At 59.7% G+C, this 20,258-nt stretch carries 19 protein-coding genes; 9 read left to right on the top strand and 10 right to left on the bottom strand.

Features of this window, described 5'->3' with window-relative positions; genetic code table 11:
* The first annotated feature begins 69 nt into the window (after positions 1–69).
* The 5 genes from Q363_RS04560 to Q363_RS04540 all read left to right on the top strand — a co-directional run bounded on the left by Q363_RS04560 (position 70) and on the right by Q363_RS04540 (position 6,792).
* Positions 70–1,614, top strand: coding sequence for an asparagine--tRNA ligase (locus Q363_RS04560; protein ID WP_051978364.1), 1,545 nt, complete (start codon positions 70–72; stop codon positions 1,612–1,614).
* 127 nt (positions 1,615–1,741) lie between these two features.
* Complete coding sequence (locus tag Q363_RS04555; protein ID WP_035348164.1) at positions 1,742–3,682, top strand: FG-GAP-like repeat-containing protein; 1,941 nt, start codon at positions 1,742–1,744, stop codon at positions 3,680–3,682.
* Positions 3,683–4,179: 497 nt separating this feature from the next.
* Positions 4,180–5,448: a GDSL-type esterase/lipase family protein gene (locus Q363_RS04550; protein WP_245632035.1), complete on the top strand. Its 1,269-nt coding sequence runs from the start codon at positions 4,180–4,182 to the stop codon at positions 5,446–5,448.
* A 339-nt stretch (positions 5,449–5,787) separates the two neighbouring features.
* Positions 5,788–6,264: a VOC family protein gene (locus Q363_RS04545; RefSeq protein ID WP_035348162.1), complete on the top strand. Its 477-nt coding sequence runs from the start codon at positions 5,788–5,790 to the stop codon at positions 6,262–6,264.
* 174 nt (positions 6,265–6,438) lie between these two features.
* The gene (locus Q363_RS04540) at positions 6,439–6,792 is read left to right on the top strand and encodes a hypothetical protein (protein WP_035348161.1); all 354 of its coding nucleotides are present in this window, start codon (positions 6,439–6,441) and stop codon (positions 6,790–6,792) included.
* A gap of 181 nt (positions 6,793–6,973) precedes the next feature.
* On the opposite strand, the gene Q363_RS04535 is transcribed toward Q363_RS04540, so the two are convergent.
* Positions 6,974–7,282: a hypothetical protein gene (locus Q363_RS04535; RefSeq protein ID WP_035348160.1), complete on the bottom strand. Its 309-nt coding sequence runs from the start codon at positions 7,280–7,282 to the stop codon at positions 6,974–6,976.
* Between the two features lie 299 nt (positions 7,283–7,581).
* Between Q363_RS04535 and Q363_RS04530 the strand changes: the two genes are divergently transcribed.
* The 4 genes from Q363_RS04530 to Q363_RS40145 all read left to right on the top strand — a co-directional run bounded on the left by Q363_RS04530 (position 7,582) and on the right by Q363_RS40145 (position 10,108).
* Complete coding sequence (locus Q363_RS04530) at positions 7,582–8,010, top strand: cupin domain-containing protein (protein ID WP_035348159.1); 429 nt, start codon at positions 7,582–7,584, stop codon at positions 8,008–8,010.
* Positions 8,011–8,351: 341 nt separating this feature from the next.
* Positions 8,352–9,026 carry a Bax inhibitor-1/YccA family protein gene (locus Q363_RS04525; RefSeq protein WP_051978363.1) on the top strand — a complete coding sequence of 225 codons (675 nt, stop codon included), beginning with the start codon at positions 8,352–8,354 and terminating at the stop codon, positions 9,024–9,026.
* Between the two features lie 414 nt (positions 9,027–9,440).
* Positions 9,441–9,905 carry a hypothetical protein gene (locus tag Q363_RS04520; protein WP_051978362.1) on the top strand — a complete coding sequence of 155 codons (465 nt, stop codon included), beginning with the start codon at positions 9,441–9,443 and terminating at the stop codon, positions 9,903–9,905.
* Positions 9,906–9,940: 35 nt separating this feature from the next.
* Entirely contained in the window at positions 9,941–10,108 is a 168-nt protein-coding gene (locus Q363_RS40145; protein ID WP_157466530.1) for a hypothetical protein, read from the top strand.
* Positions 10,109–10,172: 64 nt separating this feature from the next.
* On the opposite strand, the gene Q363_RS04515 is transcribed toward Q363_RS40145, so the two are convergent.
* From Q363_RS04515 to allB, 9 genes are read right to left on the bottom strand one after another with little or no spacing between them, the layout of a single operon-like run.
* Positions 10,173–11,414, bottom strand: a complete 1,242-nt coding sequence (locus tag Q363_RS04515) for a M20 family metallo-hydrolase (protein ID WP_035348158.1) — start codon at positions 11,412–11,414, stop codon at positions 10,173–10,175.
* Positions 11,415–11,419: 5 nt separating this feature from the next.
* Positions 11,420–12,160 carry a (S)-ureidoglycine aminohydrolase gene (allE, locus tag Q363_RS04510; RefSeq protein ID WP_035348157.1) on the bottom strand — a complete coding sequence of 247 codons (741 nt, stop codon included), beginning with the start codon at positions 12,158–12,160 and terminating at the stop codon, positions 11,420–11,422.
* Positions 12,153–13,439: an allantoate amidohydrolase gene (locus tag Q363_RS04505; RefSeq protein WP_245632034.1), complete on the bottom strand. Its 1,287-nt coding sequence runs from the start codon at positions 13,437–13,439 to the stop codon at positions 12,153–12,155. Before Q363_RS04505 ends, allE begins: the two co-directional genes overlap by 8 nt.
* Entirely contained in the window at positions 13,429–14,277 is an 849-nt protein-coding gene (gene pucL, locus Q363_RS04500; RefSeq protein ID WP_035348155.1) for a factor-independent urate hydroxylase, read from the bottom strand. The genes Q363_RS04505 and pucL overlap by 11 nt, the downstream gene beginning before the upstream one ends.
* A gap of 5 nt (positions 14,278–14,282) precedes the next feature.
* Positions 14,283–14,627: a hydroxyisourate hydrolase gene (gene uraH, locus Q363_RS04495; protein WP_245632033.1), complete on the bottom strand. Its 345-nt coding sequence runs from the start codon at positions 14,625–14,627 to the stop codon at positions 14,283–14,285.
* A complete protein-coding gene (gene uraD, locus Q363_RS43720) occupies positions 14,624–16,030 on the bottom strand; it encodes a 2-oxo-4-hydroxy-4-carboxy-5-ureidoimidazoline decarboxylase (RefSeq protein ID WP_245632032.1) in 1,407 nt (468 codons plus the stop codon). Before uraD ends, uraH begins: the two co-directional genes overlap by 4 nt.
* Entirely contained in the window at positions 16,027–16,563 is a 537-nt protein-coding gene (locus tag Q363_RS04480) for a (2Fe-2S)-binding protein (protein ID WP_051978361.1), read from the bottom strand. The genes uraD and Q363_RS04480 overlap by 4 nt, the downstream gene beginning before the upstream one ends.
* Positions 16,560–18,869 (bottom strand): xanthine dehydrogenase family protein molybdopterin-binding subunit, encoded by a 2,310-nt coding sequence (locus Q363_RS04475; RefSeq protein WP_084079995.1) that lies wholly within the window; start codon positions 18,867–18,869, stop codon positions 16,560–16,562. The genes Q363_RS04480 and Q363_RS04475 overlap by 4 nt, the downstream gene beginning before the upstream one ends.
* Entirely contained in the window at positions 18,844–20,238 is a 1,395-nt protein-coding gene (allB, locus tag Q363_RS04470) for an allantoinase AllB (protein WP_051978360.1), read from the bottom strand. Before allB ends, Q363_RS04475 begins: the two co-directional genes overlap by 26 nt.
* Between the last annotated feature and the right edge of the window lie 20 nt (positions 20,239–20,258).

Raw genomic sequence — 20,258 nt, 5'->3', positions numbered from 1 at the left:
CTTGGTTGATTCGCCCGTTTCGCCGTGGGTTTCTTTGAAGGGATTCCTCCCGGGTAAACTCATTAAGCCATGTCAGATTCCGCCCCAGCTACCACCCAGCACGTCCCCATCGCCACCATCTCCTCCCTCGCCCAGCACGAAGGCCACACCGTCACCCTCCGCGGCTGGCTCTACAACATCCGCTCCTCGGGCAAGCTCCTCTTCCCCACCTTCCGCGACGGCACCGGCACCATCCAGGGCATCGTTCCCAAGGCCGCAGTCCCCGAGCACGTCTTCAACACCCTCAAGGACCTCCAGCTCGAGTCCTCCCTCACCGTCACCGGCAAGGTCCGCGCCGACTCACGCGCCCCCTCCGGCTACGAGCTAGACGTCGAGGACATCCAGGTCATCTCCCCCGTCTCCGCCGACGATCCCTACCCCATCACCCTCAAGGAGCACGGCGTCGACTTCCTCATGGAGCATCGCCACCTCTGGCTCCGCACCCCGCGCCAGTCCGCCATCCTCCGCGTCCGCGCCACCATCATGCGCGCCGCCGCCGAGTACTTCGACACCAACGGCTTCATCCGCACCGACCCGCCCATCCTCACCCCTAACGCCTGCGAGGGCACCTCCGAGCTCTTCGAGATGGACTACTTCGACTCGGACAAGGCCTACCTCACCCAGTCCGGCCAGCTCTACATCGAAGCCACCGCCCTCGCCCTCGGCAAGGTCTACAGCTTCGGCCCCACCTTCCGCGCCGAAAAATCCAAAACCCGCCGCCACCTAACCGAGTTCTGGATGATCGAGCCCGAAGTAGCCCACCTCCAGCTCGACGGCCTCATGGACCTCGCCGAAGCCTTCATCACCCACATCGTCACCCGAGTCCTCGAACACCACCGCAACGACCTCAAGGTAATCGGCCGCGACATCCCCAAACTGGAAGCCATCATCGCCCCAGAGGCCCACGCAAGTAACACCTCGGCTACAAGTAACAGCTCTGTCGCAAATAACAACTCTGTCATCCTGAGCGAAGGCGCAGCCGAAGTCGAAGGACCTGCATTTGGTGCCTCCACAGAAGTGTCATCCCGACCGGAGCGCAGCGAAGTGGAGAGATCTGCGGTTCCATCTTCATCTCCCACCAACCGTTTCCCCCGCCTAACCTACGACCAGGCCCACGCCATGCTCGAAAAGGCCTTCGCCGAGGGCAAGATCGAAAACCCGCACAAGTACGGCGACGACTTCGGCTCACCCGACGAGACCTACATCAGCAGCCAATTCGACAAACCCGTGATGGTCCACCGCTACCCCGCGGCCATCAAGGCCTTCTACATGCAGCCCGACCCGCACGACCCCACCAAGGCCCTCTGCGTCGACGTCCTAGCCCCCGAGGGCTACGGCGAGATCATCGGCGGTTCCCAGCGCGTCGACAGCTACGACCTGCTCAAGCAGCGTATCGAAGACCACAACCTACCGCTAGCCGCCTTCCAGTGGTACCTCGACCTCCGCAAATACGGCAGCGTCCCCCACGCCGGCTTCGGCATGGGAATCGAACGAGCCGTAGCCTGGATCTGCGGGCTGGATCATGTCCGCGAAACCATTCCGTTCGCTAGGACATTGAACAGAATCTACCCATAAAAATTGATAACGGGAATTTCTTTACCGCTAACTGACGCCGGCTCTGGATTTAGTGATTGACCACATCAGAGAAGGTTGTTAACTTAAATCGTTCCTGTAGCTGAATTTGAAGGATTGCGGCCCTCTCATGAAAGCCTTGTTGTTCTCCTGCCTTCTTCCTGCCCTAGCCTCAACCTCCTTTGCCGCTGCTCCTCAATTCAAACCGCGGACTGATATCACAACCGGTTTCAAGCATCTCTATGGAATGGTGGTCGCCGACTTCAATGGAGACGGCAAACCGGATATCGCCGTGACCGATAACAATGTCAAAGCTGTCTATGTATATCTCAACGACGGGATAGGTGGGTTTGCTCCACCAAAGTCCATACCTGTCAACATGGACGCCCTGGGACCGGGTCCACTTATTACCGGCGATTTCAACGAGGACGGCAAGCAGGACATTATCGTCGGCACTGTAGCCGGGTCACAGGCCGATATCCTTCTCACTGGCAATGGTGACGGCACGTTTACACAGCAACAGAATTTGCCAGGCTCATACGGATACGCCTCCGGCATTGCCGCCGACATTAACGGCGATAAGCATCTCGATCTCATCCTTGGCGGGAACGGTTCCATCTACTCTTACATCGGAGACGGCAAAGGAGGATTTCAGCAGGTGACATCACCCAATCTCGGCGGTGGCGGCCTGTATACCGGGGTCGTCTCGGATGATTTCAACAAAGACGGGAAAAACGATGTAGTAATTGCATCCCCTATACCCTCTTCAGCAATTACCTATCATCCCGGCAACGGAGACGGAACCTTCAAAGCTTCCACAACACTATCGGGAGCCAACTACCCGCAGCCGCGATCACTGGCTTCTGCCGATTTCAATGCTGACGGTAATCCTGATCTGATGCTTAGCTCCGAATACGTTACAGCAGCCCTGCTCGGCAATGGAGACGGAACCTTCAATACCTCCGCGCCTTCATACTTTTACACACCCATTCCGAGCAAATATGACAATACGTCCTATGCTGCTGTTGTAGCCGCAGTAGATATGGACGGCGATAAGAAGGTCGATGGTGTCGTCGCTGACGATTTCAGCAGGACGATCAATATCTTCCTTAACGATGGAACTGGAAAATTTCTTCAGAACACACCAGATTTCAGCGCGGCGATAGACCATGGCGTGGCTGCAATGGGAGTCGCCGACCTTAACGGAGACGGACTCCCCGACATCGTCGTCGCCAATAACGTAACCCAGAACATCTCCGTCTTCCTCTCCATCAAACCAAGGACCGCAGCAACTGTCGCCCTCACTTCAAGTGCAAATCCGCAGCTCGTCGGCTCCACCGTAACACTCACCGCAAAGGTTACCGGCACCAGCAGCAACATACCTACCGGCACCGCAACGTTGTTCGACGGAACAAGTCCCATCGGCCAGCTGACGCTCGACGGCAACGCGCAGACTACCTTCCCGCTGTCCCTTCTCTCGGTGGGCCAGCACTCGCTCACCGTCGTCTACTCCGGCGACAACAACCTCCTTCCCGCCACAAGCGCGGCTCTCACCCAGTCCATCGCAGACTTCCAGATCGCGTTCCCAACAGCCTCCCAAACCGTGACTGCTGGAGGAACCGCAACCTACAGCCTCACCGTTACGCCTGCAGGCGGACTCACCGGCTCCATCTCCGTCACCTGCTCTCAGCTTCCATCTCTTGCCAACTGCGATCCCGTGACTGTGCCCGTCACCGGTCAGCCCGCGACCGCGACGCTTACCGTGCACACCACCGCTCCTGTCACCTCCCGGAGTAGGCCTACGATTCGCACAGCAAGCCTCGGTCTGCTCGCAATTGCCTTTACAGCGTTGCTTCCTTTACGGAGACGCAGACCAGTTCAGCTTCTTGCAGCTACGGTAGCGCTGGTGCTTATTGGCTCCAGCATTGGGTGCAGCGGCGGAAGCACTAAGTCCACCACAACGACGCCGGGAACGCCTCAAGGGACGACGCAGTTCACTATTAACTCGTCCGTTACACTAGGCGGACAGACGCTGACCCATACCGGCACGGCGACGCTCGTCGTTCAATAATCCGCGGCCCGCTTACATCGTCTTGTAAGCGGGCGCTCCTCCGGACGACTCAATTCATCGCACTGAATGCGCGAACCGCTCTTCAAACCCTGTAAGGACCGCACCCCACGAGTCCCCGCCGGAAGGTCCTTAGGCTGCACAAGAGCAAAACTTCCACCTAAACCTCTGTCCGAATCTCCGGGACCACCTCACCCCTGATCGAGCCAGACCACATCCCTTGGGCTTCACCCGTTACCACGTGACGCGAGTATCGACCGAGCATTTTGTAAGCGTGTCCAGAAACCGAAACAGCGCCGAGTCCCCGGAACAGCGGAATATTCCGTGCGAAGGGCAGCAACTCTTATCAGCCGGGCGCGTTTGAACGGAGTGACAGTTTATTCCTCGTAGAGGGCCGTTTACACTTGCGATCACGCTTTCGATGCATGACTTGCATCATCTTTCTTCTGTTCCCCGTCCTGCTCAGCAGCTGCTCTGATTCCGGGAACGCCGGTACATATATGGCCCCACCGGCGACGCCTCAGTGGGTCGTCGGCTGGGGAGTTTCGCCGCAGAACGCATTGAAAACATCAACCAATCAGGGAGGCAGCGAGCAGAGCTTCCGCTTCATCGTCGTGCCCACCATCGGCGGCAACCGGGAGCGGGTGCGCTTCTCCAATTATTTCGGAAGCACAGCCATCACCATTGGCTCAGCACGCCTGGCTACCGCCTCAGGCTCGGGTCCGGCAATTGATAAGGCGCACGATGCATCGCTCACGTTCTCCGGCAACCAATCGGTGACCATTCAGCCGAACCAGGAGGTGTATTCCGACCCTGTAGACATCGCCTATACCTACGGCAAAAAGCTTGCCGTTTCCGTATACATGCAGGGCTCGTTTCCAGCCTTGACTGAGCATGACTCGCAGGCCGGAACGAATTTCACAACAGCTGTTGGAGCGGGCAATACAACGAATGACTCCACTGGCGCTTCTTTCACTGAGACCACCACGGAATGGTTCTTGATCACAAACGTGGACGTCTACGGGCCGTACAACGGCACGGTCGCCGTCTTCGGAAGCTCGTCTGTTGATGGTCATAATTCCAACTTCGGAGATACAAATTCCTATCCCGCGGGTAACGGCCCAGTCGCGGGGCAGGACCACGAACGACCGTCCGACTGGTTAGGCTACTCCCTGAATGCAGCAGGCATTCCTGTAGGTGTTCTCAACGCCGGCCTGCTGGGAGACCCCGCAGGCGAAGATGCGGCTACGTCCTCAGCCAGTCCTAACGCCACAGCTGGTATCGACCGCATTGATCATGATGTTCTGCAACAGCCCGGTATAAAGGCGGTCGTGATCTATACTGGCGGCGTCGACCTGCGGGTCGACTGTCTGCCGGCCACCACGGTTGCGGAAAGTCTCACCGCCATCGTCGCGAAGGCCCACGCTGCCGGCGTGCGGGTCATCCTGGCGACGCTTCCTCCTTCCGAGTACTGCACAACAGGATCTCCGCTGCCGTCGTCCGACGATCCTTACGCCGGTGACATCAATCCGGGCCCGGAGAACCCTGGTTCGACGCAACGCAGGGCGCTGAATACCTGGATCCGCAACTCCGGATCGCAGCTCCCAGGGGTTGTTTCTATTGCTGATTTCGACGCTGTGCTCGCCGACCCTGCTCATCCCGACTTCATGATTCCGAACCTGAACTCCGGAGATAACTTTCACCCCAACGGGCCTGGATATGGTGTGCAGAACAATGCGATTGATATAACGGCAATCCTGGGCAAGTAGATTCGGCAGGATGAACGGGTGGGCGGATCGCCCATAGATCAAACTCACCCATACACTTTGTCCGAATTTCGCCATACCGCTAAGCGCCGCAATATCAATGGGCCTGAAGTCATGCCTTCACTCCCCGCCGCGATTCACACTTTCCACACCCTCCCACCCTAGCCATCCCCGCGCCGAAGAGAGTAATTTATCTCTGCACGCAACGACGTCGGATGAGGCACTCGGCGGTCCACAACCGTTCTCAGGTTCCGCACTCACGAAAGAGCAACCGAACCATACCGCCTGCCGCGTGCACGCCGTAAACCTCCACCTCCAACCCACATTCTTGAGGTGAACATCATGGCAGACAAGGTCTCGTACATTCCCCAGGGCTACAACTCCATCACACCGTACCTGGTCGTCAAGGGCGCCGCGCAAGCCATCGATTACTACACGAAAGTCTTCGGAGCCACCGAAATCATGCGCATGCCCGGCCCCGACGGCACGATCGGTCACGCCGAGATCAAAATCGGCAACTCGCAGATCATGCTGGCCGACGAAAATCCCAGCATGGGCGCGGGATACACCAGCGCCGCCACCATCGGCGGCAGCCCGGTGAGCCTCTACGTCTACCTTCCCAACGTCGACGACGTCGTGAAGCGAGCAACCACAGAGGGCGCGAAGCTCCTCAAGCCGGTTCAGGACCAGTTCTATGGAGATCGCTCCGGCTTCATCCAGGATCCCTTCGGACACCTCTGGGGCGTCGCCACCCACATCGAAGATGTCTCCCCCAAAGATATGGAAGAACGCATGAAGAAGTTCACGCAGGCAGCATAGCTCGATGCGGCAGGAGGCAGAGCGGCCACGCCCTGCCTCCGCCGGGTGCCCCACTCATGCGGTCTCATCGCATGAGTGGGAATTTCGCGCCACGCGTGAACCCTAAAACTAGCCCGCATCCGGATTTTAAGAAAAACCACTTCACCGCTAACTGAACCAGCCAGCTGTGACCCCGTGACCGTTCCCGTCACTGGCCGGCCCGCAACCGCGACGCTCACCGTCCACACTACAGCTCCCATCACCTCGCGGAGCCAGTCCACGGTTCGCACCGCAAGCCTCGGTCTGCTCGCAATCGGCTTCACTGTATTGATGCCTCTAAGACGGCGCAGACCGATTCAACTTCTTGCGGCTACTGTGGCGCTTGTCCTCGTTGGCTCCAGCATCGGCTGCAGCGGTGGAAGCACGAAGTCAAGCACAACGACGCCGGGAACGCCTCAAGGAACGATGCAGTTCACCATTACCTCGTCCCTTACGCTAGGCGCACAGACGCTGACTCGCACCGGCACGGCGACGCTCATCGTTCAGTAATCCAACCGCGCGGGTGCCCCACATTTCGCTCGCCTAAGATCCACCCCGCCACGAATCGGGTGCCCATTCATGCAGTCTCATCGCATGAGTGGGACATTCGCGCAAAGCGCGAACCACCTTTTCTTCACCTCAATAAATGATTCAAGCTACTGAACAGTCGCACACCTGTCTTCAACGTCCTCTAGTCTAGACTTTCACATCCCTCAAATCCGGCACCCTCATACTCCACCGTGTCGCCTGAAACAAGAAGGCCACCTTTGACCACCGCAAAGTAAACCTCCCAACCCTCTCTGAGTCGAAGGAACGCCATCACATCTCTCAGCAGGCCCCGCCGAATCGCCTGCGGCTCAGCTTCCACACGATGAAATCGATCCTTTTCGTTGTTCCGATCGTCCACCACGAAGAACGTTGGATCAGATTCGGTTGAACCCAGGCCAGCTTCGCCCTTCTCGAAAAAATCACAGTCGCCTTCCAGCGAAAACTCGCCCATCGGCCCCCCACTGAGCCGTAGTTCCTCAACACGGCGAGTAGCTCATTACGAACTCTATAGAACTCCCGGCAAGTCACAGGCCCATGCCACGCATAGACCCTGTCATATCGTTCTTGCGTTGGCACATACGGCAAGACCCGAACATTTTCTGAACTCATGCTCGTCAGTCTAATCGACCATTTTCTTTCGACATCAGTACAGGCGGTGGCCCATAGATCCGCATTCATGCGGTCTTGAGAAGTTAACATAAACACTGAGCCACCACGACCACTTCACCACCAACACGAGGGCCATCTCCGATGACTACTCCCACCACCCAATCGTCACCCGCGGCATGCCGCCTCCTTCAGGCCGGGGAAGCCTTCACCGGCAAACAGGGCCTGCAATACGCCGTCGGCATCTCCGCCGAATCGGTAGGCGCGCAGGGCATTCACATGCAGCTCGTCACCATTCCGCCCGGAGGACGCGCCCGCGCACACAAACACGCCACGCACGAGACCGCCATCTACGCCCTCACCGGCGAATCGGGCGTCTGGCACGGCGAGCGTCTCGAGCACCACACCATTGTGCGCCCCGGCGACTTCTTCTACATTCCCGCCGACGTCCCCCACCTTCCCTACAACCCCAGCGCGACCGAGACCGTTGTCGCCGTCATCGCCCGCACCGACCCCAACGAGCAGGAGAGTGTCGTCCTGCTGCCCGAGCTGGAAAGCATCCACCCCGAATGAGCGGAAAATTCGAAGCAGGCCCAAAATCTGTCAAGCCCCACCAGAGTCGGATGACCCGCGCAACCAACACAAAACAAAATCGTTACACGCAAAATAATCCGCAAGAAAGCGCCGATTCACCCCACCCAACTCGATACAATAGAACCAGTAGAATAAGCCCGGCCCGCAGCCGGTTTTTTTCCCATTTCAATACGTTAGATGTATCACGCTTATTTTCAATACTTTGCAGTCAAAGTGCCAACCTAAGCTGCCTGCTTTGAATATTTTGCACAAAAACGGGGAAGTGGGAGGATGACAAACCGCCCGCAAAGGCGTCTCATAGTGTTGGAGCGACTGCAATCATGGCACTGAACGACTACCGCATGAACAGCTACAACAGCTACCCCACCACCATCGACGTCCCCCGCGAGGAGACCTCCTCGCTCCTCGCCAAGGTGCTCGGCATAACCTCCCTCGGCTTTTTCATCACCTCCATCGGAGTCGCCACCGCACCCCCCTGGGGAACCTTCGTCGGCTTCATCGTCGTCATCGGCCTGGTCTTCGCCATCAACCTCACCCGCAAGGCCAGCCCCGCCCTCGCGCTCGGGATGTTCCTCACCCTGAGCTACTTCATGGGGTGGCAGATCGGCCCGCTCATCCAGCGCTACATCCACGCCTTCGGGTCGAGCATCGTCTTCAACGCCGCCGCCACCACCGGCTGCGGAATGGCCGTCATGGGATGCGTCGCCTATCTCTTCAACATCAACTACCGCCGCATCGCCGGAATCGGCATGGCCGCGCTGCTCGTGCTCATCATCGCCGGCATCGCCAGCATGTTCTTCCACTTCCTCTCGCCGGACACCTACTCCTGGCTCACGCTCGGCATCTTCTCCCTGCTCACCGTAGGCGACTTCGCCCGCATCCGCGCAGGCGGCGCCGGAGCCTCCGCCGTCTCGCTCGCCCTCTCCATCTACCTCGACGCCATCAACATCTTCCTCGCCGTCCTCCAGCTGATGGGCGGCCGCCGCCGAGACTAAGAGGCACGCGTCCAAGCCGGGCGGCTGCCCGCAACCCGTAGGCGCTGCCAAAACCTGTCAAGACCCACCTGAATCGACCATTCCGCGCAACCGCAACAAAAAAAACCTGTTATCTCCAAAACATAAACCGCAAAAAAGCGCCGATTCATTCCACCCGATTCGCTAAAATAGAAACAGTAGAGATAGAAAAGCCCCGGCACCCAAGCCGGGGCTCTCTCTTTCCGCCCGTAAGTCCTTATTCTTCAATATTTTGACCCATAAACCATTTATTTCGAATATTTTACCCCGCGTAAAACGAGTAAATCGCTGTATTAAAAAGGTTTATCGGAACTACCGGGGGGGAGAGGGCACCTGCAGTTCCGAGGTATCCCCTGAGGAATCCACCGCCGCTCTGGATCGTGTCATCCTAAAGATATGCATCGTAAAACCCTGCTACGAACGGTTGCCGCATCCTTTTTGATTGTTTGCCTGTCCACAGCTCAGGCCGAAGAGCGCGGCTACTGGCGAGCCGCAAGCAACTCTGCACGTTCCGTCACCGGCGACTTAACTGTCGCCGACGAGAAGCTCACCATCAACTTCTCGACCACCACCATCTCGCGCATCCGCGCCCTCGAAGCCCCAGAGGTCAGCGCGGTCTTCGACACCGACAGCGCCACCGCCGGAACAGGCAGTCTCTATCGCCTCAACATCCCGGCCGCAAAGAAGTTCGTGCACAAGAACAGTCTCTGCGGAGCCGAAGACGTTCATTGGATGGTCGCCTACGCTCAGGGAAACAACCTGCAGCTGGCCTTCTTCTCTGGAGACAAGCCGCCCGTCTTCACCTTCGACGCCATGCAAAGCTCCACCGATCGCTGCGGAACCTTCGCCTACGTCAAGTAGCGCTTATTACGCGGCTTACGTGTACACTGTCGCGCATGGTAGACATCGACCTTCTCGTCCAGGAGCTTCGTGAAAACGGCCACACCGTTGCGGACGTCCACGAGGTCCCTCCGAATGCCGGCGAATTCATCCTCGTCATCGACGGGCAGGAGTTCAACCTCGATCAGGCGCGCAGCATCCTCGAAAAGGATCTCGAAAAATAGGCTTCCGCAGGTTCTGCGCCTGCCGCAGACAGGCGCAATCGCGAATTTGATGGAACCGCTCTCGTCACTCCGAGGCAAGCCTGGCAAGCGTATGAGCCAGCACGCGAGTGCCCGTCGCAATGTCGTCCGGCGAAGCATACTCATCAAGCCGATGACTGACGCCTCCGCGGCAGGGAATGAAGATCATGGCCATCGGCGCGATGCGGGCCATGAATAGAGAGTCGTGATAGGCGCGGCTCACCATCTTCTTCGATCGCAGACCAAGCTCGTCCGCGGACCGCTCGATCGCATCGATCAGTTGCGGGGACGACTCAGCGGGAGCGTCGGCGTTGACCAACTCCACACGGACGGAGACGCATCGCCTCGCAGCAACCTCATCGCAGGCCTCCTTCACCTCGCGCAGCACGCGGTCTCTGCGCTGCTCGTCAGTGTCGCGGATGTCCACCTGAAGCTGAACCAGGCTTGGAATGCTGTTAACGGCGCCCGGATGAATCTGGCAAGTGCCGACCGTTCCGCACGTGTCAATCGCGCCGGTTCCACGCGCGCTACGCTCCACAGCGAGCACGATCTCTGCCGCCGCGCAGAACGCGTCCTTGCGATCGGGCATCAGCACGGCTCCCGCGTGACCGCCCTCGCCCTCGACGGCGATACGAAGCCCCGCAGGCGCTGCGATGTTGGTGACGATGCCGATCGGAACCCTTTCGCGTTCCAGCAGCGGTCCCTGCTCGATATGCAGCTCGACGAAGCCCGCGTAGTAGTTCTGCGGCAGCAGGACACCCGCGATCGGTCCTGTGTATCCCGCGCCGGCGCGAAGCTCGGCCAAGGTTGAGCCATCGCCAGCACGCAGGTCCTCATCAGCCGAGCTGCCCAGCGCGCCCGAAAGCAGACGACTGCCGAAGCAGCCGATTCCGAAGCGTGTAGGCTCCTCGGCGGTAAACAACAGCAGCTCGATCGATCGCTGCGGACGGAAGCCGCTCTCCTTCAGGGAGCGTATCGCCTCAAGTCCGCCAAGAACGCCAACCGTACCGTCATAGCTGCCGGCGAAGGGAATCGCATCAATATGCGAGCCCGTGCCGATCGCCGGAAGCTCCGGCTGCGAGCCCGTCCAGCGAACGAAGATGTTCCCGATTGCATCTGTGCGAACCGACAGCTCGGCCTGCTCGCAGAGCGAGGTGAACCATGCGCGCGCTCTGCGATCGGCATCGCTATAAACCACGCGCGTAACGGCCGGCGGCTCAGCCTCGGAGATAGTGGCGAGTGTCTCGAGTTCCGCGAGCAATCTCTTTGCATTGATCTCAATCTGCATCGTGCCTAGGCGCCGTCCAGTGGATGGCGATTCGTCTCCTTGTAGATGAGGTACTTCGCAGGCGCCTTTCCGATCGCACCGAACCACTGCGGACAGTAAGGAGCCATCCAGATGAAGTCGCCCGCTTCGACCGGATACCACGAGTCGCCGAGCCGATAGATGCCTCCGCCCTCAAGCATCAGCAGGCCATGCTCCATCACGTGGATCTCCACCATGGAGAGAGCAGCGCCTGCCTGATAGGTCATGACATTCACTGCAAAATCGTAGCCCGGCTGATCCGGTATCAGGACCTTGACCTCAAGTGCCTCATCGCCCATCAGCGGCTGGCCTGCGACGTCCGCGACCTGTCCGAAGATGGCCTCGCCAGGCTTCGCTGTGGCAAGAGGAACGTATCTCTTTTCGATCACCGCTGCGCGGCTGCGCTTCGATGCGACCACTGTGTGGTCGGCTCCCGCGGGGAGATAGGCAAAGCCTTCTTTCGCAAGGCGATGAACCTGGCCTTCGGCATGAACTTCGAGACCGCCTTCCAGAACGTAGAGAAATCGTTGTGCCACCGCGGGGCCGAGCGTTCCCGCAGGCTCAAACTCGACGGTGTATTGCGTGAACGCGGCACCAATCTGCGGCGTGCAGTGAACGATGGCGGTCGCGGCCTGCGAGCCCGGCAAAGCGGTGCGTACAAAAGTATCCGGAGTTTGCAGCAGGTGATTGCGTTGATGGCTACTTCGTGTCTGTCCGAGATTATGCATGCGCTCCAATTATCACTTTGTGGAATCCTCTCAGGAAGCCAAGGCCTGCGTTCAGGGCATTGGCAACGTCTTCGATGCGCACCGACTCATCAGGATGATGACTGATTCCGCCGGGGCTTCGCAAAAAGATCATGGCCGAAGGAAGCCGGCTGGCGATGATCATGGCATCGTGTCCGGCTCCGCTCATCATTCGCAAAGGCTGCAAGCCGATCCCGCGAATGGCATCCACGGCCATTTGCGAGAGCTGCGCGTCCATTGCCACCGCTACCTGATCCATCTGCAAGCACCACCTTGCTTCGAGACTGCGCGCGCGAGCGATCGACTCGGTCGCGGCGATCAGACGCTCGACTGCAGACCGCCGCATCGCATCGTCCGCATGGCGAACGTCAAGGCTTGCTTGCGCCTCTCCTGCGATCACATTTTCGGCGCCAGGATGTACCTCGATGCGACCCACGGTTGCAACCAGCCCTTCCTCGTTTCGTGCGAGGCGCTCCACAGCGGCAATCCACTCAGCCGCAGCGGCCAGCGCATCACGACGCAGGCGCATGGGAGTCGTGCCCGCATGATTCGAAGCTCCGGTGAAGATGACCTCGCCCCGTGTCTGCCCGGCGATGCAATCGACTACCCCGAGCGAACGATCTTCGCTCTCGAGCGCAGGGCCTTGCTCGATGTGAAACTCCAAGTAGGCTGCTGCTGCTCTGTCGAGTGTCGCTTCTGGAAGACGCTCGGGATCAAGGCCGAAGTCCAGCATCGCCTGGCGGACTGAGATTCCCTCTGCATCCTGCGTGGAAAGCAGTTCCCGGTCGATCTGACCCGTCACTGCGCGGCTTCCGATAAACGGAACGCCAAACCGGACCCCTTCCTCCTCGGAAAAGGCGATGAGCTCGATTGCGAAGGAGAGCCTCTGGCCTTCCAGCGATTCAACCAGAGCGAGTCCCAGAAGGACGCCGAGAACGCCATCGAACGCGCCTGCATTCGGAACCGTATCCAGATGCGAACCGACGACAAGGCGCAGTGCGTCCGGACGACTGCCGGGATAGAGGCCGCGAAGATTTCCGGCTGCATCGATCGTGATTGACATCTGCGCCGCTTCCATCCACGACTGTACCGTTCCCATGCACCTGCGCATCGCCGGCGAAAGAAAGCTGCGCGTCGTCTGACCCGGGATATCGGTGATCTGCGCGAGCTGCCGGCATCGCTCCTTGATTTCAGCGGCGCGCGAGGCGGTGCTGGTGGCTTCCTTCGCGCGCTCGAGCGGCTCCGCCAGATCAGCTCTCACGGCGGATCCTTGCCTCGATAAATCCATAAGGCTCCTCTGTGGGAACGAAGATCTCATTGGGATTGGTCTTTCCAAATCGCGACAGGTCGACCAGCAGGCAGTGCTTGTTCGGCATCGTCAGCTCGATCTCCGGAATCTCAGGCACTGCTTCTAGAACGCCCTTTCCCATGGCATAGAGTGTATGCTGCACCGATTTACTGTCGTGTTCGGCAAAGATCTTCAGCAGCGTATCTCTGGCGACCTTCCTCAGATCCTCGAACGGCAGCGCCGAGCCGTCGTACTTCCACTGGGCTCGCACTGCGGTGCCAAAAAGTCGGTCTGAGGTCTCGGCGAGCGTCGTGTGCGCGTCGCGCAGAAAGCCTTCGAATCCGGAGTTCGACGTCTTCATGATGACCAGGCTGTCCAGCCCCGAAGAGACAGAAGCCTTCCCGTTCTGAGCGTGCGTGACCGTTGTGGTCTCGAGCTCGCGGCTCTCCTGGAGGAAGGCCGAAGGAAAGACCGTGCCATCGATCGCGATATGCTTCCAGGGAACACTGGCGATGGAGACGGTTGCTGTCTCGACCTGAGGGTTGTTCTGAAGAAGGAACGCCGTTAGCTCCAGCGCGAAGCCCTCAATCGACGGAACGGTCGTATCCCTCGCAAGCGAGTAGACCGTGTTCTTCATCGTATCGGTCGCCAGAATGCGTGAGTTATCGCCCCTCTCGTAGCAGTCGAGGAAGTCGCCCGTAAGCAGAACCTCTACCGTCCACTCCTGAAACAGGTGCATGGGGCGATCGCGCTTCACGCGAACGACGCGCACGCGACACTTTCCGTACCTGTTCTCCGCCAGTGTGATCATCGTCTCTAGGTCCCCCGATACGTCGTGTAACCATTCGCTGTCAGCAGCAGCGGTATATGCAGATGCGTGTCTGATTCCCTCACGACGAAGGTGACTTCGACGAATGGATAGAGGCCTTCGATCGACTTCGTTTTGTAGTAAGCGCCCGTGTCGAATCGAAGCCGATATTGCCCAGGCTGCAAGGAGACATCCTCGGGCAGAAGCTGTCGGCATCTGCCATCGCTGTCGGTTTGCTGCGCCGAGAGCGACTGCCAGCCTCCGTCTTCCCCGGCGCGCTCCAGCACGACGCTGACTGCCGCCGCCGCCGTTCCAAGCGCCGTGTCGAGCACGTGCGTCGAAATTCCCTTCACATCCCCTCCTGATCGCCAAGCCATCGTCTCAGACGAAGCCGCAGGATTTGTTCCTGTTCCGCAGCTGATTCGTGCAGCTCTGTGTCGTCGTCATTCGTCAGCCGGCGTTCAAGAATCTTGAGAATCTCTTGCGGCTGCTTGCCCGAAGCACAGACGAGAAAGATCCTTGCGAACCTCTCCTCATAGCGCCGGTTTCCCTCTGCGATGGCTCGCCGAATCTCGGCGTCTGCCGTGTGGACGGCCGTCTGCTCGCCTGCGGACCACGCTTGAGAGACCGCGGTGGTCTCGACCTCTGCATGGCGTTCGCCGATTCGGGGATGGCTGCGAAACGCCTCCATCCACTCCTCCGGCTGCATGGAGCGCCAGACCGCGCTTGCACTCTGTAAGAGAGCTTCGGTGTCGCTAAATGGCCTCGCTGCCGTGACCTTCTTTGCCCACGCATAGGAACCGCAGCAGGAGAGAATTTCTGTGGCAGCGTCTTCAAACGGAAGGGCGTTCCATCGTTCGAGAACCTGGTTCAGGCGTTGATCGATCGCTCCGTCACGCGGAAACAGCGTGTAGAGAAACTCCTCCAGAAGATTTCCTGCGACGGCAACGCGATAGGCGCGGGTTGAGCGGATGTCATCGATGGGAGAGACCTCGGATTCGAGGGCGCGACGTGCAGCGCGCAGAGTCTCTATGCTCCACTCTCGTTCCAGTAGAACCTGTTCTGTGGCTCGTAACCGGAGAGGAATCGGAGCCATGCTGGCGATGCTTATTCGTACGTCATCGATACTCTTTCCCGAGGTCTTTGCAAGCCCAGCCATACATAACTTCGAGATAGCTTGTGCGCTGCGTGTGCCCACCTTCCGTGCGTAGCCGACGTACTGCGCGAACCTGCGCTTGAGAACGATTGTGCGGATCAGTTCGTCGGGCGACAGAAGCGTCTGCTTGTAGCCGGTATGAAAATCACCGTAAGGTACGCGGCGTTCTCCTCGCGCCGAGGTCAGGATCAGCTCAGCTTCATAGGCGAGAAGGGCAGGGAGCGAGTCCGCTGCCGGCGACGCATTGACGATGTTTCCGCCGAGCGTGCCGCGGTTCTGGTTCGCGATGCTGCCGGTCCAGGAGGCCGCGGTGCTGAGCAGAGGAAACTCACTTGTGATAACGGAGTCTCGGCGCAGGTCGGTGTAGGTGCATCCTGCTCCGATGTGCAGCTCATCGGCGATCGTCTCGATGCGGCGCAGCTCCGGAATCCCCCAGATGCTGACTAGTCTTTGCGCAGCGAGCTTGCCCGCGCCATACTGCACCATCACCTCTGTGCCGCCGGCGACAGGAGTCCAGCCGGGTTCGCGTGCGAGCAGCGCGAGAACCGACGCCAGGGAGCCCGGAGCCACAAGTTCGTAGTTTGAGGGCAGCGATCTCATCGCGTGCTCCTTGAGGTGCCGGCGGAGTATTCTTCCGACTCCTGCGCGGCGCCTTGCCTTGCACACTCCCGCACCGCCTCGAAGATGCGCGAGTAGCCGGTGCAGCGACAGAGGTTTCCACTCAGCGCCTCCTGAATCTGCGGCAGCGATGGGTCAGGACAGCGCTGCAGCAGGTGGACGGTCGCGACGATCATGCCGGGGGTGCAGATGCCGCACTGCGCTCCTCCGCACTCGAGAAAAGCTCGCTGCACTGGATGCAGACTGTCGCTAGCGAGGCCTTCGATGGTGCGCACCTCCGCGCCTTCTGCCTGCAGGATCGGCACCAGGCAGCTGTTGACCAGTTCGCCGTTCAGCAGGACCGAGCACGAACCGCACTCGCCTTCGCCGCAGCCCTCTTTCGTTCCCGTGAGACCCAGCTCACATCGCAGCACATCCAGAAGCCTCTGCATGGGATACACAAGAATGCAGCATGGCCTGCCGTTGACCGTGAAGTGAACCTCGGTGCGTGGCACGTCCTGTGGCTGATTGCTCATCGCGCGACCTCCGCAACCGCTTCAGCGCGAGCGTCGATCAGGCCGGCGAAGATATCTTCGGGCATCAACGGAATCGAGCGAAAGTTGCCCCCGGTTGCATCGACGATGGCGTTGACGATTGCGGGTGCGGGACCATCTATCGGCAGCTCCCCGATTCCCTTGGCTCCATACGGTCCGTAAGGATACGGGATCTCCTCGAAGTAGACGCGGATTGGCGGGATATCCTGGGACGTTGGCATGATGTAGTTCGTCATCTGGTTATTCAGCATCCGTCCGTTCTGCCATACGACCTTCTCGTAGAGTGCGTAGCCGATCCCCTGCGCAACGCCGCCTTCGATCTGCCCTACGGCGAGCACGGGATGCAGGACCTTTCCGACCTCCTGGAGCGCAACAAAGTCATCGATAGTGACATTGTAGGTCGTTGTGTCCACCGTAACCTCTGCCACGTGCACGGCCCAGGCAAATGCTGGATAGGCCTCACCCTGATACTTCGCATCGTCCCAGAAGATATTCGGCGGAGCCTGATAGCGGCTGCACGACTGCAATGTACCGAAGCTGCGAATGTAGTCTCCGCATGCAGCGCGAAACTCTTCGCGTGTTGCAGGAAGGGTGAGCAAGCCGGATGAGGCAAGCGTCTGCTGGAGGCCGAGCGCGGCGGACTGCACGAGTTTGCCGATGATCATCGCGGTACGCGAGGCGACCGTCGGGCCGCTGTTCGGAACGGCGCACGTATCGATGGGCGCCATGTGAACGTCGTCGTACTCGAGCCCCAGCGTCTCGGCGGCGATCTGGCACAGAATCGTGTTCGTGCCCTGCCCAAACTCCGTGCTCGACACCAGCACCCTGACGTCTCCCTGGTCCGTGGCCTCCACGCCGACGAGCGAGTTGAGATATCTTTCGCCGGAGCCTGTGAATCCCGCACCATGGAAGAACGCGGCGATTCCGATTCCTTTCTTCTTCGAGCTGCCAGGGTTGTGAATCGCGAATCGTTCTGCCTTGGCGTGATAGTCCGAAAGCTCGAGCGCGCGATCGAGCAAGTGCTGCAGGTCGATCGGCTCGCGAATCTCCTGTTGCGTGGCCGTCGTCTGTCCCGGCTTCAAAAGATTTCTGCGCCGGAACTCCTCCGGGGCGAGGCCGATGGTGCGCGCCACATGATCCATGTGGCGTTCCAGCGCGAAGAGGCTCTGCGGAGCGCCGAATCCACGAAACGCACCGTGCGGCGGAGTGTTCGTCGCCACAGCCTTGGCGCGAACGCGAATCGACGGCCAATAGTATGGACCGGCGGCGTGGATGGTCCCGCGGGAGAGCACCACCGGAGACAGCGTCGAGTATGCGCCGCCGTCGATCACGAACTCGATCTCGCCGCCCAGCAGTTTGCCGTCCTTGTTCACCGCGGTGCGATGGCGCGTTCGCGAAGGGTGCCGCTTGGTTGTCGCAGCCATGTCTTCGGCGCGGTCGTAGACGATCTTTACGGGACGTCCTGACTTCTTCGCGAGCAGAACGGCATGACCGGCGATCATCGAGGGGTACTCCTCTTTGCCGCCGAAGGCCCCACCGGTCTCCGTCTGCACGACGCGCACCTTGTCCTCCGGCAGTCCGGTGAGCGCCATCAGTGCATTGTGCACGTAGAAGGGGCATTGCATGGAGCCCCACACCGTGGCTCCGTCAGCCTCGCTGTACTGCGCGATCACGCCGTTGTTTTCGATGTAGAGCTGTTCCTGCGCCCCGGTCGAATACTCACCCTCGACGATCCAGGCAGCATCCTTCCAGATCGTATCGACCTCTCCCTTCTCGATCAGGTAGCTCTTGAAGGTGTTGTCGTCGCCCCAGATGATCTCCTGCTGCCGCTCACTCTCTTCGATGGAATGGATGGAGGGCAAACCTTCATAGGTGATCTCGACAGCGGAAACCGCAAGCGGCAGCAGATGGCGGTTCGGGTGAGCGAGCAGAAGGATAGGCTCCTCTGGATGATTGATAAACTCGTCCGCCAGGCAAGGCTGATCGTCCATGATCAGCGACACGGTGTTTTTGCCGGGAATGTCCTCCGCCGTAACGATGACGAACTCATCCCACGGCACTCCGTCGCCAAAGCGAATGCCCGTGATCCTTCCGCGCGCAATCGTGCTGCGTACGGTCGCGCCGTACAGCATCTCCGGGAAGGAAAGGTCATCGACATACTTCGCCCTTCCGGTGACCTTCTCCGGACCTTCTTTACGGGGAACCGAAACTCCTACGATGCGTTGACTCACGAGGCGCCTTTCGACTGCGAAGTAAGTGCCGCTACCAAGTAGACGACTGCGCGCCATGAACGTGCTCATGGCGTAGGTGCAACGATACCTGTTCCTCCCCGGCCCCTAGCGCCGGAAAGTCACCTTTGTTGTAGATCTCTTCTCCTCTGAGAAATGTTCGTTCGACGACCCCATAGAACGATTCGCCGAGATAGGCCGACACCTTGTGCCGGTAGTGAAGGTGTGACGGATCAACTTCAAATTTCGCATCGGGATCGAAGACCACCAGGTCCGCGTCCATTCCGGGAGCGATCGCGCCCTTCTTCGCGGACAGGCCGGCGAGTGCGGCAGGCGCCTGAGCCATCCACTGGGGCAGCCTGCACAATGAGATGCCGCGTTCCCGCATTCCCGTCCACACGATAGACGCTGCAATGGATAGGCTCGCGATGCCGCCCCAGGCCTTCCGGAAGTCACCCTCTTCCTGTCGCTTCATCGCGGGCGGGCAGGGCGAGTGATCGCTGGCGATCAGATGGATCGTCCCCTGCTGCAGCCCGTTCCACAGAGCCTCGCGGTTCTGCGCGGACCGGATCGGCGGAGCGCACTTCAGCAGAGTGGCGGAGAGAGCGATCTCTTCCGCCGCAAAGTGCAGATAGTGCGGACAGGTCTCAACCGTGATCGGAAGCCCCTCCGCCTCGGCGGCGGCCAACTCCTCCAGCGCAAGCGCGGTAGACAGATGAACGATGTGGAGACGAAACCGATACTTCCGGCAGAGCCGAAGGAGCATGCGGATCGCCTCGATCTCTGCTGCATCAGGTCGCGAGCGCAGATACGTCTCATATCGTTGCCAATCGGCCCCGTTGAGTTCACGGGCGGGTGCCGCAATCGGCCCCGGCAGCTCCGCATGAACGAGCAGCGGCAGGCCGGTCTCGGCCAGCGTCGGCGCAGCGCGTTCAAGGCCCGCTTCAGTGACCATCGTCAGGCCTTCGATCCCGGGATCGATCAGGAAGCACTTGAAGCCTCGAACCCCAGCGTTGGCCAGATCCAGGATGTGTCCTTGATTGTCGTCCGTAAGGCCGCCCCATGCTGCCCAGTCGACGTAGCACTTTCCTGCGGCGGCAGCGCGCTTGGCTTCGAGCGCATCAACAGTGGTCGTCTCGGGCAGGCAGTTGAGAGGCATGTCGACCAGCGTCGTAATGCCGCCTGCCGCAGCCGCCCGAGTGGCCGTCTCGAAGCCCTCCCACTCCGTTCGACCCGGCTCATTGATGTGGACGTGAGTGTCGACGAGTCCAGGCATAAGGACCAGATCACCGAAGTCGAGCACGTTCGAGGACTGCGGCGCACTGTCACGCTCAGTCACGGCGACGATCCGTCCGTTCTCGACCACAACCGCCGCCGGTCTCATTCCCTGTGGGGTGATCACCCGGTTGGAGATAAAGACCTTTACCATGCCTGATCTTCCGACCTTCC

This window comes from Edaphobacter aggregans DSM 19364 (assembly GCF_000745965.1).
Lineage (GTDB): Bacteria > Acidobacteriota > Terriglobia > Terriglobales > Acidobacteriaceae > Edaphobacter > Edaphobacter aggregans.
The sequence above is the reverse complement of the archived record's forward strand: the minus strand, read 5'-3'. Positions and strand labels throughout refer to the sequence as shown.

Coding starts and splice junctions, on each gene's coding strand:
- Q363_RS04545 (WP_035348162.1), top strand. CDS start 5,788: ATGGCAGACAAGGTCTCGTACATTCCCCAGGGCTACAACTCCATCACA.
- Q363_RS04555 (WP_035348164.1), top strand. CDS start 1,742: ATGAAAGCCTTGTTGTTCTCCTGCCTTCTTCCTGCCCTAGCCTCAACC.
- uraD (WP_245632032.1), bottom strand. CDS start 16,030: ATGAGATCGCTGCCCTCAAACTACGAACTTGTGGCTCCGGGCTCCCTG.
- Q363_RS04520 (WP_051978362.1), top strand. CDS start 9,441: ATGCATCGTAAAACCCTGCTACGAACGGTTGCCGCATCCTTTTTGATT.
- allB (WP_051978360.1), bottom strand. CDS start 20,238: ATGGTAAAGGTCTTTATCTCCAACCGGGTGATCACCCCACAGGGAATG.
- Q363_RS04525 (WP_051978363.1), top strand. CDS start 8,352: ATGGCACTGAACGACTACCGCATGAACAGCTACAACAGCTACCCCACC.
- Q363_RS04535 (WP_035348160.1), bottom strand. CDS start 7,282: ATGGGCGAGTTTTCGCTGGAAGGCGACTGTGATTTTTTCGAGAAGGGC.
- Q363_RS04560 (WP_051978364.1), top strand. CDS start 70: ATGTCAGATTCCGCCCCAGCTACCACCCAGCACGTCCCCATCGCCACC.
- pucL (WP_035348155.1), bottom strand. CDS start 14,277: ATGATCACACTGGCGGAGAACAGGTACGGAAAGTGTCGCGTGCGCGTC.
- Q363_RS04530 (WP_035348159.1), top strand. CDS start 7,582: ATGACTACTCCCACCACCCAATCGTCACCCGCGGCATGCCGCCTCCTT.
- Q363_RS40145 (WP_157466530.1), top strand. CDS start 9,941: ATGGTAGACATCGACCTTCTCGTCCAGGAGCTTCGTGAAAACGGCCAC.
- allE (WP_035348157.1), bottom strand. CDS start 12,160: ATGCATAATCTCGGACAGACACGAAGTAGCCATCAACGCAATCACCTG.
- Q363_RS04480 (WP_051978361.1), bottom strand. CDS start 16,563: ATGAGCAATCAGCCACAGGACGTGCCACGCACCGAGGTTCACTTCACG.
- Q363_RS04475 (WP_084079995.1), bottom strand. CDS start 18,869: ATGGCGCGCAGTCGTCTACTTGGTAGCGGCACTTACTTCGCAGTCGAA.
- Q363_RS04550 (WP_245632035.1), top strand. CDS start 4,180: ATGGCCCCACCGGCGACGCCTCAGTGGGTCGTCGGCTGGGGAGTTTCG.
- Q363_RS04515 (WP_035348158.1), bottom strand. CDS start 11,414: ATGCAGATTGAGATCAATGCAAAGAGATTGCTCGCGGAACTCGAGACA.